The organism is Bosea sp. Tri-49 (genome assembly GCF_003952665.1).
In the GTDB taxonomy this organism is placed as follows: Bacteria; Pseudomonadota; Alphaproteobacteria; order Rhizobiales; family Beijerinckiaceae; genus Allobosea.
The window spans coordinates 33,078-48,358 of record NZ_CP017947.1 but is presented as its reverse complement, the minus strand read 5'-3'; the positions used below and the strand labels follow the sequence as shown (position 1 = coordinate 48,358).

At 61.0% G+C, this 15,281-nt stretch carries 6 protein-coding genes; 2 read left to right on the top strand and 4 right to left on the bottom strand.

Annotated features, from left to right (window positions below; all coding sequences use genetic code 11):
- Positions 1-119: 119 nt before the first annotated feature.
- From BLM15_RS29200 to BLM15_RS29190, 3 genes are all read right to left on the bottom strand, one after another.
- Positions 120-383, bottom strand: coding sequence for a hypothetical protein (locus BLM15_RS29200; protein ID WP_126116438.1), 264 nt, complete (start codon positions 381-383; stop codon positions 120-122).
- Positions 384-1,612: 1,229 nt separating this feature from the next.
- Entirely contained in the window at positions 1,613-1,870 is a 258-nt protein-coding gene (locus BLM15_RS29195) for a hypothetical protein (RefSeq protein ID WP_126116437.1), read from the bottom strand.
- Positions 1,871-2,323: 453 nt separating this feature from the next.
- Entirely contained in the window at positions 2,324-3,670 is a 1,347-nt protein-coding gene (locus BLM15_RS29190) for an Nramp family divalent metal transporter (protein ID WP_126116436.1), read from the bottom strand.
- Between the two features lie 236 nt (positions 3,671-3,906).
- Here BLM15_RS29190 and BLM15_RS29185 point away from each other — a divergent pair, with 236 nt between their 5' ends.
- Positions 3,907-4,593, top strand: a complete 687-nt coding sequence (locus BLM15_RS29185; RefSeq protein WP_126116435.1) for a response regulator — start codon at positions 3,907-3,909, stop codon at positions 4,591-4,593.
- 7 nt (positions 4,594-4,600) lie between these two features.
- Here BLM15_RS29185 and BLM15_RS29180 read toward each other — a convergent pair whose 3' ends face one another.
- On the bottom strand, positions 4,601-6,091 hold the full coding sequence (locus tag BLM15_RS29180) for a sensor histidine kinase (RefSeq protein WP_126116434.1): 1,491 nt from the start codon (positions 6,089-6,091) through the stop codon (positions 4,601-4,603).
- Between the two features lie 475 nt (positions 6,092-6,566).
- On the opposite strand from BLM15_RS29180, the gene BLM15_RS32025 reads away from it, so the two are divergent.
- Positions 6,567-15,275 (top strand): peroxidase family protein, encoded by an 8,709-nt coding sequence (locus BLM15_RS32025; RefSeq protein ID WP_206734939.1) that lies wholly within the window; start codon positions 6,567-6,569, stop codon positions 15,273-15,275.
- The last annotated feature ends 6 nt before the right edge of the window (positions 15,276-15,281 follow it).

Sequence of the window (15,281 nt, the reverse complement as noted above, 5' to 3'; positions counted from 1 at the left end):
AGAAAAGCTGGCACGTGGCGCCTTAGTAGCTCTTCGTTCCGTCGAATTCCGCTAGGCATTATTGCCGCCTGTTGTGGGCCGGCGAACCGAGGCCGGCGTCCTATATGGCCGCTTTGGCGCTAAATCTTGATGGGCGCAGACTTCACGTTTTCCCTCATGGCCGAGCGAGCGTGTTCGAGTAGCCTCCGCGCGTTTTGTAATCGTTCGGGGTCGTTTGTGCGAACGACCGGAGCAGAGCTGAGCGCACTGATTGCTGATTTCATCATGCGCTCCATCTCAAACTCGGACAGCGCGTTCTTCTCGATCAAGATGGCGATCAGCGCATTGAGCTGGGCGTGCGTCGCCAATACGGCAGCGCCCGTAACGTCGACCCCCTCATACATCAGCCCCTCCCGTCCCCATCGGGAGCCAAGCACGCTGGGGTTGTTGTGTCGAATCAATAGTTCTCGGTGGGTGAGGAACGCACGTTTTTGTCCGGCGATGGCCAATGTAAGGAGCCTAGTCCGCCGCCATGAACGACCCTGATCTTCCTCGTATCGCGACGGCGGCCAAGCAGATCGCCCTTCTGCGTGCCGCGGTAGCAAGATGTCACCGCCTCGCCACCGCCGACGTAGACCTGAGCCATGCGTTGCTAGCTATGGCAACGGACTAGGAAACAAAACTTCAAGCCCTTATTAATTCGGCCGAAGAGGCGGCCGGCGAGATACGCGGAGTACCTGGCAACAAAGGCCAGCGAGTTCCACCAATCAGCCTGATGTGATCATGAGCGATGTTTTGACCCATTCCCGATAGCCTTCCCGGATCGCTGCTCGATCAGCTCATAGTGCTCTTCGATGCTACCTCGGGACATCAGGTTCTTGCTGTGCAGTTCGAGCAGCGGTAGCGCAGGCTGATATCCGGAATTGGCAAGTCGTCGGGCAGCCCGTCCATACTGACCTCGGCATGATGGTGGCAGTCGTTGCACCAGACCTCGGCGCGCCTGTGTCCGAACGTACGGGCGGAACCTACGGTCGCTGGCTGAAGCTTGCTGCCGTCCTTGTTGTAGGCGCGGCGCGAGTTTCGGGCTGGCGTCAGGGTTGACTCTCCATCTCGTTCGTTCTCATTATGTTCTCATATCTGAGGACGCGGAACATGTCAGCCGAGCCATTGCCAGAGCGCGACGAACTGGAGTGGGTGAACTGGTCGATGCTCACGGCAGCGAGCCTGCCGCTTTGAGGGTGACCTACGAGACGCTGAAGGCCGTGCTAGGGTGTGTTTTCGGAAGGAGCCAGGCCGCCGCGCGAGGTCGCCACTGATGCATGACGGCCATGGAACCGCCGAACGAAGACACTCGCTAATCGACTTTCCGTGGGTGGTCGTGCGCTTCCGCTGCCAATTCTGCACCCGCAGCAAGGATGCCCGCCTAGCCGGGTTAGCCTGGGTCTCCGGGGAGAACGCGACGTTGAGGTGGCTGCTTGGCGTCTCAGGTCGGCCTGCGCCTGGGACCTGAGCAACGCTGGTGACGATCTGGGCATTGTTGAAGTCGCCCACCCTACTCCGGTATGGGCGCCAGGACCGTGCCACGTACGCAAGCGGGGCACGGGCCGGATCGTCCAGCGCGATAATCGTGTCCCTACGCAGGCTGGGTCCGGGCGAGCACGCGACCTGTGACCGCGAGGTGCCTATCACCGCGGTTCATGATCGATACCGCGACGGCCTCGCCGTCCTCACAGGTCAAGATGAGCCTGTAATAAAACAGGCTGTCGTCGAATGTCGTCGTGTCGAAGAGAAGGTGGCCGGCACGCTGGTCGTCGTAGTTGCCCGCGAACTCGTAGGAAACTTCAGCCCGGCGCCCATTGCGCAGGTACAAATAGCCATTTCCGGTAATCATAGCGTGTCTCCGCTCGACGGGGTCAGCAAGCGTCGCACGCAGTCATGTCCATAAGCAGTATGGAGACAACGGCCCCTACATCAGACACCTTTCTCCGCCGAATGTCGATATCAAAGACCGGACGCTCAAATTTGCGGCCGCTCCGTCGCCGGAGTTCAGGGTGATCGGCGGTATAGCTCGAAGGCGCGCCGGGCTAAATCGTCTTTTTCCGCAGGCGCTACAAGACTTGCGACGATATAAGCGAGCCGCGCTCGTTCGCGCTCGTCGAAGCCGTTGGGCACTGTTTGATCCGTTCCAGGCGGCGTCCAGCGCTCCTGGGGTGCCAGCAATTTTAACTGCGTCCAACGATCAAAATGGCATATCCTTTCCCCTGCTGTGCCTTAGGATCTCCGACCCGATCGATGTCGGTCCGCTCGCGCCAGATGAGCCGGTCGCGGCGGCGAGCGGTGCGTTTCACCGCAACAGCATGCCCGTGACGAGCGTGAGATTAAGCGCAATAAGCACCACCGCTATCGCGCTGGCCAGCCCTGTCTGCCAGAGCGGCGGCGCGAGAACCCCCATCTTCTTGCGTGAAGCTGTCAGCAATACCAGCGGCGTCACAGCAAAAGGCAATTGCAGGGCCAATACGACCTGGCTCAAGATCAGGAGGTCCGTGGCGCGGGTGTTGCCGTAAAACTGCAGCACGATCACCGCGGGCAGAATGGCGACGAGGCGGGTTACCAGGCGCCGCAGCCATGTTGGCAAGCGGATTTCGATGAAACCCTCCATCACGATCTGCCCGGCCATGGTCGCCGTTACGCTGGCGTTAATGCCGCAGCACAGGAGCGCGATCGCAAAGAGTGTCGGCGCAGTTGCGCTGTTCAGAAGCGGTGTAAGGATCTTATAGGCCTGCTCCAACTCGGCCACTTGGGTCTGGCCGGCGGAGTGGAATATCGCCGCGGCGACGATGAGCAGCGAGGCGTTGACGAGAAAGGCGAAGAGCAAGGCGGCGCTGGAATCGATCGTCGCGAAGCGAAGCGCCTCGCGGAGGTCGCGCTCCTCACGGCCATAGGCGCGGGTCTGGACGATGCCCGAATGTAGATAAAGGTTATGCGGCATGACGGTTGCGCCGATGATGCCGAGCGCCAGATAAAGCATATCGGGGTCGGTCAAGATCAGGCGGCTCGGGGCAAAGCCACCCAGCACTCCGCGCCAGTCCGGATTCGCCATCGCCAATTGAATGGCGAAAGAAATGGCAACCACGCCGAGCAGTGTGATGATGAAAGCCTCGATCCAGCGAATGCCCTTGTTCTGCAGCCAGAGCACGACGAAAACGTCGAGCGCGGTCAGTACCACGCCGATTTCGATCGGTAGGCCGAAGAGCAGATTGAGTGCGATCGCGGTTCCAAGTACCTCGGCGAGGTCGGTCGCGCAAATCGCGAGCTCCGCCAGCACCCAAAGAGGTACGCTGACCCAAGGCGGATAGGCGTCCCGGCAGGCTTGTGCAAGATCGCGGCCGGTCGCAATCGCGAGCCTGGCGCAGAGCGCTTGCAGGACGATCGCCATGACATTCGAAAGCAAAGCGACGCAGAGGAGCGCATAGCCGAAGCGGGATCCTCCAGCGACGGCTGTTGCCCAGTTCCCAGGGTCCATATAGCCCACGGCAACAAGGTATCCGGGCCCCAGAAAGGCGAGAAATCTACGCCACGATGTCGCTCCGGCGGCCAACGGAACCGAGGCAAAGGCTTCGACAAGCGAAGGTTCGCGCGGGGCGCGCTGCCAACCGATTGTTCTCGGCCGATGGTCAATATTCGCCGTCATGAATCCGCTGGTCTCGGCGTTGCGGAACGGAAAGATAGCGCAACAACAAGAGCCTATGCCAGCCCTCAGGATTCACAAGTTGAATAATCATTACTCTGAGGTAGGGAATGGCAATAAAGAGGTACTTCGTGGCGCAATCGCCGCCGAATTGGATAATTAATCAGTCATTTACCACGGTGTTTACAGTTGCTCACAAATGCGGCATCATAAATGAAAGCTAAGAAAATGAGGGGAAGATGAGAAAAATTTCAATCGCTGTTGTCGACGATCATCCACTCCTAATGGAAGGTCTTGTGGCTCTTATGCAGCGCAAGGTCGGTTTTTCGTTGAGCGCAGCCGGCTCAGATGCGGGCGATATCTATTCGATTACAGAAAAACACAGGCCGGACGCGATGATAGTCGACCTGAATATGCCGGGAGACGCATTTCGGGCGATTAAGGACGCTACAAAAACAGCACCGGACATGAAAATTGTCGTATTCACGGCCTCGACGAACACGGACCATGCCATTCAAGCTCTCGAGGCGGGCGCCAAGGGTTATGTATTGAAAGGCAGCAGCGCCGATGAACTGATCAAGGCAATCGAGGCGACGTGTCGAGGCGAGATTTACATTACTCCCTGCTTCGCGGCCAAAGTGATCAGCGCCTTGCAGGGTAAGGCGCTGGACGGGCAGGCAGCGCAGAGCGCAAAGCTCAGCGTTCGGGAGGATCAGATCATCAGGCTGCTTCTATGCGGCAAGCAGAACCGAGAAATTGCCCGCGCATTGTCCCTCAGCGAGAAGACCGTGAAGGGCTATATGACGCTTCTCATGCAGAAGCTGAAGGCGCGCAACAGGTTGGAAGTGGTGATCGCAGCACAGAGGCTCAATCCCGCAGCTTTCGAGGGAATGCGCATTTCGCCGCGGCCGCAGAAGTCGATATAAGCCGGTATCAGGAACGCACCGGCAGAGTTGCTCGAACTTCGGTCCCGCCGTCGACCAGCCGCGCGATGGTCAGGCTGCCACGGAGTGCCCTGACGCGGCTGTCCATGCCTTGCAGCCCGAGCTTCGCGCTACGCGCCGGATAGTGGCGCTGGGACGTCGGAGCCATGCCAGTATCGGTCACCACGATCTCCAGCATCTTGCCATTGAGACGCGCCGACACCCGCTGGCCCTGGCCTCCTGCATGTTTGTAGGAATTCATGAGGGCCTCCTGAACAACGCGATAAGCGCAGACCCGGATGGCGCGCGAGACGCGCTCGGGCAAATCCTCGAGATCGCGCAGGACCATGGTTCCGGTCTGGTGTTCGTGCCGGGTGATCGCCAGATCGATCGTCTCCGTCGGGGACAGGTTCTCGACCTCGGGAAGCACCAGCCCAGCTGAGAGATTACGCAGATCTGCAAGCGTTTGCTGGATCAGGGGCTCCAGATCCTTCCGCACCATGCCCAGTTCGTCAGGTTGAGTCGCGTTCGCCTTGGCATCCGGCAGTTTAAGCATCATCAGGCTGAGCACCTGGATGGGCCCGTCATGGATATCCGCGCCAACGCTGGCGAGATAGGTCTCGTTCAAGACCGTCGCATTGAGCCGAGCGCGGTCTGCTGCGCGCCGCAAGGCGTTGTTCCGCTTTGCCAATTCGGCTGCGCGGGCAAAATTGGATTCCAGCAATTCCTGTTGATCACCAATAGTTTTGCGAGTTTTGTTTACAATAATATGTAGTAATACGATAATTATTATCGATACATTAAATATAAGAAACCAAGTTCCATACTTTACGCTTTTAATCTCGTCTATCAGAAATTTATCGTACTCGTAAAATTCACCGATAGCTATTATTGTGTTGGAATACCTTTTGTATATTGGCGCATAAATTTCAATCAATCTCGGAGAAATATTGCTTGATTTGATTTCTGAAGCGTGATTATCAGTGTCGTCATCGACAACAACTTGCCCTTTTTTGATACGTTCAATGTAGCCACTGTGAAGTTTTTCATGTGAATCTGAGTTATTCGTACTATATATAAGATTTCCGTCGAGGTCCCAGAGTTTTATAATTGCGACTCGATTGCCGAGGCGGGTATCGGACAGCAGGTTTTTGATTTCGATTTGGCTCGCGGCGGGCAGCACCCGCGAATTTTCGAGCGTCTGGATATGATGCGCTAGAAAGCCTTCGAGATAGAGAGCGCCCGTCTCCGCCATGCCCTGAATCCAGCCCACGCGGATTCGCTTTTCGATCCAGTAACCTAACGTCATCATCGATAATACGATGGCGAGTGTGGCAGTGAGCAGGAATTTTCGCTCCAAGCTGAGGGCGCGCCAGGGCCTCACAAGTGGACCCAGCATCGCCAGCCAGCGCGCAAGCTTTTGGACACTTGAAGCCACCAGCCCGCGTCCTTCCACGGTCACCGTTTTTTTTTCGAGATTTCCATCAGTAGGCTTGCCCATCCCTGATCCATTTTGTGGCCACAGACCTAACAAACACCCACTCAGCGAATCTGGGACGAAATCTACAACAAGTCGGAATGAAATGGCGACATGCGGGCGACAGCATCGATGCCGTTTGCTCGGCAGGGTGCTGACATGGCGTCGTGACCATGTTTCGGGACGCGATTTATTGCGATTGCGGTTTCGCAGCGCAACATGACGTGTTGTCGAAACGTACCGGTTTTCGTATCGAGCCGAAAAAGGTCGCCAGCGCATACGGACCAAAGTCTCGCTCTTTGGCTGGACCTTCCGATCTATGAACAAACGCGCCCCCGGACAATGATCCCCGCTGAGATCATGAGCGTGGCATTGCGATCTATTCGTCCTGTTCCGAGTCGATCGGAGCTCAGTTCGAGCAAATGCAGCGTTGATGCTCCGTTAAAACTCAGTTTGCGCGAAGTTGCGCTTGGTGTTCATAACATTGGGGGTAAGTACGATGGTAACCTACATAAGGAGCGATCTGGACTTCATCCTCGCGCAGATCAAGATCGCAGAAGCGCATGCCGCCGGTCAGCCGCTCTACGGCCCGGGCGGCCTGATCCCGAGCTACAACGTCGCCTGGGGTCTGCGTACGGTCGATGGCAGTTTCAATCACCTGCTCCCGGGGCAGGAACGATGGGGCGCGTCCGATCGCGAGTTCGTCGAACTGATGGACCCGAGCTATCGGCCGGCCGACGGAACGCCCTTCGATCCGGACGGTCCGGGCCCGGCGCCGGCGATGCCGACATCGTCGAACTACAACCCTTCCAACAACCCCAACTCATTGGTGTTCGACTCGAGCCTGCGCACGATCTCCAACCTGCTCGTCGACCAATCGCTCGGCAATCCGGCCGCTATCCTGACAGGGCTGCAGAACGCCGGGGTCGAGGACCCGGGACTGGTGATCACCGGCCAAATCTCCGCCGCCTATGCGCCGCTCAAGCCGCTGTTCAAGGCACTGGCTGAAGCCGAGCGCGCGGAAGCATCAGCGGCCGCGGCAGCCGCGGCGAACCCCGGCAACGCTGCCCTGCAGCAAGCTGCTGCCGACGCTGCGGCCGACCTCGCCGCAGCGCAGTCGGCCGTGGACGCCGGCGCCGGCCCCGTCGCGAGCGGTGGTACGGGTCTTTATGACCTGCTCGCCCTTCACGGCATCGCGATGGACGGTGCCAATGTTCACATCCCCAACACCGCACCCGACGAGGGTCTGTCGGCGCCGTTCAACTCGTGGTTCACGCTGTTCGGCCAGTTTTTCGACCATGGTCTGGACCTGGTCAACAAGGGTGGCAGCGGCACGGTGTTTGTTCCGTTGCAGCCTGATGATCCGCTCTGGGATCCGACACCTGGCGCTCCCAATTTCATGGTGCTGACGCGCGCCACCGTAACGGCCGGGGCGGATAATGTGATGGGCACGGCCGACGATGTCCGGCCGATGAACACCACCACAGCCTTTGTCGACCAGAACCAAACCTATAGTTCCCACGCGTCTCACCAGGTTTTCTTGCGTCAGTATGTGGCGACCGCCAATGGCCCGGTCGCAACCGGTCACCTGATCGAAGGCGCGAATGGCGGAATGGCGACCTGGGGCGAGGTCAAGGCTCAGGCAGCCACGCTCCTGGGCATCCAGTTGACGGACCTGGATGTCGGCAGGGTGCCGCTGCTTCGCACCGACCCGTACGGCAATTTCATCGCCGGCTCCAACGGCTATCCGCTTGTCATTACCGGTGTCGGTAGCGATGGAATCCCGAACACCGCCGACGACGTGGTAATCCAGGGAGATCCGACCGCCAATGGCGGACTCGGCATCTCGATCGTGAGCGCCATCCGTACCAACGCGGCATTCCTCGCGGACATCGCCCACACCGCTGTTCCGGAAGGGCTCGCCGACGGTGACACGGAGATTGGCGGCAATATCCCCGAAGACGGCACCTATGACGACGAGCTTCTGAACGCTCACTTCATTGCCGGCGATGGCCGGGCCAACGAGAACATCGGCCTGACCGCGGTTCATCATGTGTTCCATTCCGAGCACAACCGTCTGGTCGAGCACACCAAGGCGACCGTGCTCGCGACCGGGGATGCGGCCTTCATAGCGGAATGGCAGAACTCGGATGGAAGCTGGAACGGCGAACGCCTGTTCCAGGCGGCCAAATTCGGCACCGAGATGCAGTACCAGCACCTCGTATTCGAGGAGTTTGCACGAAAGGTTCAGCCGACGATCAACACCTTCCTGGTGCCCGATGGCTTCGACACCATGATGGACCCGTCGATCTTCGCCGAGTTCGCCCACGTCGTGTACCGGTTCGGCCACTCCATGTTGACGGAGTCGATCGACCAGTTCGGTCCGACTTTCCAACCCAATCATATCAGCCTGATCCAGGGCTTCCTGAACCCCACCGCGTTCACCAGCGCGAACGGGATCGCTGACGGCATCGCCGCCGGCGCCATCGTCCGCGGCATGACGCGCCAGGTCGGCAACGAGATCGACGAATTCGTCACCGGCGCGCTCCGCAACAACTTGCTTGGCCTGCCGCTCGACCTCGCGACCATCAACCTGGCGCGCGGCCGCGACACTGGCGTGCCGGCGCTGAACGAGGCGCGGCGCACCTTCTACGAGGCGACCAACCAGGATGCCCGGCTCAAGCCCTATGAGAGCTGGATCGACTATGCGGGGCACCTCAAGCACGAGGCCTCGATCATCAACTTCATCGCTGCCTACGGCACGCATCAACTGATCACCGACCAGACGACGATCGAGGGAAAGCGCGACGCGGCGTTGACCATCATCACGGGCGTTTCCGTGGGCGGTTTGCTCGTGCCGGCGGATGCTGAGGCCTTCCTCAACGGCACCGGCGCTTATGCCGGGAATCTCGGTGGCCTGGAGAATGTCGATCTGTGGATCGGTGGCTTGGCCGAGGAGGTCATGCCGTTCGGCGGCATGCTGGGCGCAACCTTCAACTTCGTGTTCGAGCAGCAGATGGAACTGCTGCAGAGCGGCGATCGCTTCTACTACCTGCAGCGCCTCGACGGTCTGCACCTATTCGGCGAGATGGAGAACAACTCCTTCGCCGCCATGATCATGCGCAATACCGACGCGACGCATCTACCATCGGACGTGTTCTCGACACCCGGACTGATCCTTGAGGTCGACCAGACCAAGCAGTTCAACGACACGAACGGCGATGGCATCCTCGACAGCCTGGATCCGGTGGGGCCTGGCCTCCTCACGCAACTGGTTGTCCGCAACAGCCCGAATAACCTGCGCTACAATGGCGACGAGCATGTCGTTCTCGGCGGCACCGAGGCCGCCAACGTCCTGATCGCCGGCATCGGCGACGACACGCTCTTCGGCGATGGCGGCAACGACCGGCTGGAAGGCGGCTTCGGCAACGACATCCTTAACGGCGGCGCCGGCGACGACATAATCGTCGACTCCGGCGGAGACGACAATATCAAGGCAGGTGACGGCAACGACGTTGTCCATGCAGGACCCGGCCTCGATCTGGTGATGGGTGGTGCCGGACAGGACTTCGTCTTCCTCGGCACCGACGAAGGCTCCGAAGTGTTCGCGGGCGAAGGCAACGACTTCATCTACGGCAACCGCAACGCCGAACGCATCCTCGGCAATGAAGGCAACGACTGGATCGAGACCGGCACCTTCGACGGCGCCCCCGGCGACAATTTCGACGAGATCTTCGCCCATGACGGCATCGACGGACACGACGTGTTCCTCGGCGATGGCGGCTTCGACGAGTTCATCGGCGAAGGCGGCGACGATATCATGGTCGGCAGCACCGGCCGCGGCAAGATGGCGGGCATGTCCGGTTTCGACTGGGCGACCTACAAGGACAGCGCAGTCGGCACCACCGGCGTGACCGCCGATCTGTCGATCCCGATCATCTTCGACGAGGCGCCGGTTATCCCGGCGAACGCAGCTCTCGACGAGTACCAGTCGATGGAAGGTCTGTCCGGGTCTGCCGGCAACGACATCCTGAAAGGCTCCAACATCCTCGCCGACGAGCGGCTTCCGTTTCATCCGGTCACCAACCCGACCCCACTGGAAGGTTATCGCGGCAGCCAGCTGACCAAGGAAAGCCTGCAGCTGATCGCAGGCTTGGCTGAGGTGCTCGGGCTCACGCCGGCTCAGGTCAACGCAATGGTGGCCGGCGCGGTGGCGTTCAACGCCGGAGATATCATTCTCGGCGGCGACGGCAGCGATGTGATCCAGGGCAATGCCGGCGACGACATCATCGACGGCGACAAGTGGCTGAACGTGCGCATCAGCGTGCGGGAGAACATCGACGGAACCGGCCCCGAAATCGAGACGCACAACAGCATGACCACGCTGGCGGCCAAGATGTTCTCGGGCCAGATCAATCCCGGCCAGCTCGTCATCGTCCGCGAGATCATCACGACCGGCGCGGATGCAATACCCGACATCGATACCGCTAAGTTCCGGGGCGGCCGGGGCGAGTATGCGTTCTCGGCCACCGCAGACGGGCAGGTCATCGTCTCGCACGTGGTCGAGGATTCGCTCGACGGAACCGACCGCCTGCGCAACATCGAGCGCGTCGAATTCCTGGCGGGCGGTCCGCTCAATATCATCGTCGGCACGCCCGGCAACGATGTTCCGCTCAACGGCACGGCGCAGGATGATTTGATCCTCGGGCTTGCCGGCGCCGACACGCTCAATGGCCTTGCGGGCGACGACATTCTGGTCGGCGGCGCGGGCGCCACCACGACGACATCGGCGACGTATGCCGACAACTTCAACAACAACAGCTTCGGCAATTCCACCGGCTCAGCCGCCTGGGACCCGGATTGGTTTGAAACCGGCGACACCGGCGTCACAACGGGTCAGATCCGTATCGACGACGGCAACAATACCCTCCGTATCGTGGGCGGCGCTGCTTCCGACGGGGCGACCATTACCCGTCCCATCAACCTGACCGCGGCGGCTACTGCAACCATCACGTTCTCGGCGAATCCGGACAATCTGGATGCCGGTGAGTCCGTCATCGCTGAGTTCACTGCAGACGGAACCACTTGGGTCACCATCGCCACGATCACTGGCAACGGCGGGAACCAGCCCTACACTCACAGCGCTACGGGTCCGTTCACCAATGCATCGATCCGCTTCGTCGCGAGTGCGATCAATGAGGCCGTGGAGGTTGTCAACATAGACGATCTCGTCATCAGCTTCACAACGGTCACCACCAACACCGGCGTCGACACGCTCAACGGTGGTCTCGGCAACGACACCTACTCGTTCACGCTGGGCGACGGCAACGACGTCATCAACGAAGCCGTGAACGCGACAAGCGGCGGCACGGCGGATCGAATCTCGATCCTGGCGCCGAGCACGGGAAACGACGTCGACGGTCTGCCCATATTGACGCTCAATTCCCTGAGCGCGAGTGACAACAACACCGCCGACAACACCGGCAGCCTAGTGATCAACTATGGCCTGCCGAACGGCGCTGCCACGGTCAACCAGACGATCACCGTAGCCGGTCACTACACGGGCACCAACGCGGAGACCGGCGTCGAGCGCATCAACTTCAACGGCGCCAACTATGCGGGCTACGTGCTCGGTACGGATGATTATTTCATCAGCCGTGGCGATGTCGCTCGCGACTCCGGCGGCGTCAACATGTCGACCAACGCCGTCACCAACGCCCAGCAGAATTTCGTGGCCGGCGAAGACGGCGTCAACGACATCATCACCGGCGGCGCGCTGAACGATCTGATCTTCGGCGGCACTGGCAACAATCGTCTTCTCGGCAACAACGGCGACGACCTGCTGGTCGGTGGCGCCGGCGTCGACGTCTTCGACGTCCCAGCCGATGATACCGTCGATCCAGGCCCCTTCCAGCTTGGCGCCGACACGATGGTCGGCCTCGCCGGCAACGACATCTATGGCGTCGACGACCTGCTGGATGTCGTAGTCGAAGCGGCAGGCCAGGGGACCGATACCGTCGAAACGCGCATGGCCGCGCTCTCGATCGAGGCCATGGCCAACGTCGAGAACCTGACCTACACCGGCCTCGACGCCGACCAGTTCGTCGGCTCCGGCAATAGCCTCGCCAACGTCATCACTGGCGGCGACCTCGCCGACACGCTTAGCGGCCTCGGCGGCAACGACACGCTGCAAGGCGGGCTCGGTGCAGACACGATGATCGGCGGTGACGGCACCGACACGTACTTCGTCGACGACGCCGGCGACGTGGTCTCTGAAACTAACGCCGATCTCGTGCTCGGCGGCAACGACGTTGTCGAGTCCGACGTCGACTACACGCTCGGCGCCAATGTCGAAAGGCTCGACCTTAACAGCGACGCGATCCGGGGCACCGGCAACGCCCTCGCCAACGTCATCAACGGCAATGATGAGGCCAACCAGCTGTTCGGCGCCGGTGGAAACGACACGCTCGCCGGCAATGACGGCAATGACCTGCTCGACGGCGGCGACGGCGACGACACCCTCAACGGCGGCGACGACAACGATACGATCATTGGCGGAGCCGGCACCGACATTATCGATGTCGGCGGCGGGTTCAATACCATCGTCTACAATGCTCCCGGCTTCGGCAACGACACGATCAACAGCTTCGACAACGCCGGTGGTGCGGCTACCAACCAGGATAAGATCGACCTCAGCGGGCTCGGGGTAACGGCGGCGAACTTCGCCACCCGCGTCTTCGAATCCGCCTCCGGCGGCAACACCGTCATCACCATCCGGGAGGGTGGAGCGGCCTCGCCCATCCAAGGTACGATCCTGATCACTGGCAGCGGCACAGCGGCCATCGACATCACTGACTTCACGCTGGCCGCAGCAGCCCCGACCAGCACGATCACCGGGACCGACGCCGCCAACACCCTCAACGGGGTGGGGACCACCTCCGAGACGATCAACGCGCTCGACGGCAACGATATCGTCAACGCGAACGGCGGCAACGACGTGGTCAACGGCGGTGAGGGTGCGGATACCCTCAACGGCGGGGACGGCAACGACACGCTCTCCGGAGGTTTCGGAGCCACCACCGGCAGTATGGTCGATAATTTCGGTGCTGTGTCCTACGCGAACAACAACGGCAATTTCGCCTTCGCCGGCAACTGGGACGAAACCGGGGACAACGATTCGGCGACCAATGGCGATCTCCTTATTACCGGCGGTCGGCTGACATTCGCAGCAGGCACAGACAACAACGACACTATCGAGCGCGCGATCAACCTGACAGGGGCCACCGCGCCGACGCTCTCCTTCGACTATCAGGCTGTTGCGCTTGATGCGGGCGAGACTGTCGTCGTCCAGGCGCTGAATGGGGCCACGTGGGAAACGCTCGGTACGTTGGGCGGAACCACGACCACAACCTTCTCCTCACCATTGAACCCTGCACACTCGGCGATCCGCTTTGTAGCAACGGGTGGGTTCGAGGCCGGAGAAACCTTCCATATTGACAACCTGGTTGTGGCTCTCGGCCCGAACAGCGGCGTGGACACCGTCAACGGCGGCACCGGCGACGACACGATCATCTGGAACGCCAACGCGGCGGCTCCGACGGATGGTCGCGACATCGTCGATGGCGGCACCGAAGGAGCTGCCGGCGACACCTTCGTGATCAACGGCAATGCCTCGGTCGAGGCCTTCACGATCTACACCAGGGCGGCGTGGCTGGCGGTTGCCGGCAATGTCGCGGCGAACCTGGCGGCAGCCACCGAGATCGTCGTCACCCGCAACGGCAGCAACAATGCCGCTGTAATCGCGGAACTCGCGGAGATCGAGGAAGTCCGCATCAACGGCGTCGATCCTTCGGGAACCGGCGGTGGAGCGGGCGGCGACACCTTCACCATCGTGGGTGACTTCTCGACCACCAGTCTGCGCCTCAACACCATCACCATCGATGGCGATGCGGGCGACGACACGATCGACATCTCGGCCTTGTCTTCGGCCCATCGCATCGTGTTCCGCTCAAACGGCGGCAACGACACCATCATCGGCGCGCTGCGTCCGGAGGATGTGATCGAGCTGCCAAACGGCGCGACGCTGGCAGACTACGAGAGCACGACCGATGCGAACGGCGTCACCACGCTGACCAACGGCGAGAGCAGCATCACTTACACGGCCGTCGGCGACGGTCCGCAGGTCGGTGAGGACGACGAGGATGACGACGACGAGGACGAGGACGAGGACGACGACGACGACGACGATGATGATGATTGCAACGATGACGACGATGAGGCGGGCACTCCGGCGCCGACGGGTGGTGTCAATGTCCGGGTCGGGACGGCCTCGGGCGATGTCCTGCTCGGCACGAGCGGCGGCGACAGCATCATCGGCCTGGCCGGTGACGATGTCCTCGTCGGCGAAGCCGGGGACGATGCGATCTCCGGCGGCGATGGCGCCGATTTCGTCGAGGGCGGCGCGGGGCGCGACACGGTTCATGCCGGCTCGGGCGACGACCATGTCTTCGCCGGAGCGGGCACCGATCTGGTCAATGGCGAGGCCGGAGCCGACAGGCTCTTCGGCCAGGGCGGCAACGACGTCATCAATGCCGGAGCGGGCGATGACACTGCCTTCGGCGGGGCCGGGAACGACCTGTTCGTCGGTGAGGTGGGTGACGGCAACGACACCTATTACGGCGACGAGATCGACGGCGGCAACGGTGTCGACACGCTGGACCTGTCGGCGATCAGCGCCAACCTGACGGTGGATCTCGGCAATGGCATGCTGGGGCGCGGCAGCGCCGTCAGCAGCCAGAGCGGCAGCGACACGCTGTGGCACATCGAGAACGTCGCGACCGGCTCCGGGAACGACACGATCACCGCAGGTCGCGCGGTGAACGTGATGGAGGGCGGCGCCGGCGATGACGTCTTCCGCTTCTCCGATACCGAGAGCGCGGATGGGGACACCATCGTCGACTTCCAGCCTGGAGACCGCCTCGATCTGTCTGGCATCGACGCCAATGGTGCAGCGGCGGGCAACCAGAGCTTTACGCTCGTAAATGGGCCTGCCTTCAACGCGGCGGCACAATTGATGGTGTCCTATGAGGAGCGGGATGGCGTCGCCTACACGATCGTCAAGGGCAATGTCGGCGGCGGCGCCGAGGAGGAGTTCCGCATCGAGCTGAAGGGCAGCCACAACCTGACTGCCAGCAACTTCGTCTTGTGAATGCGA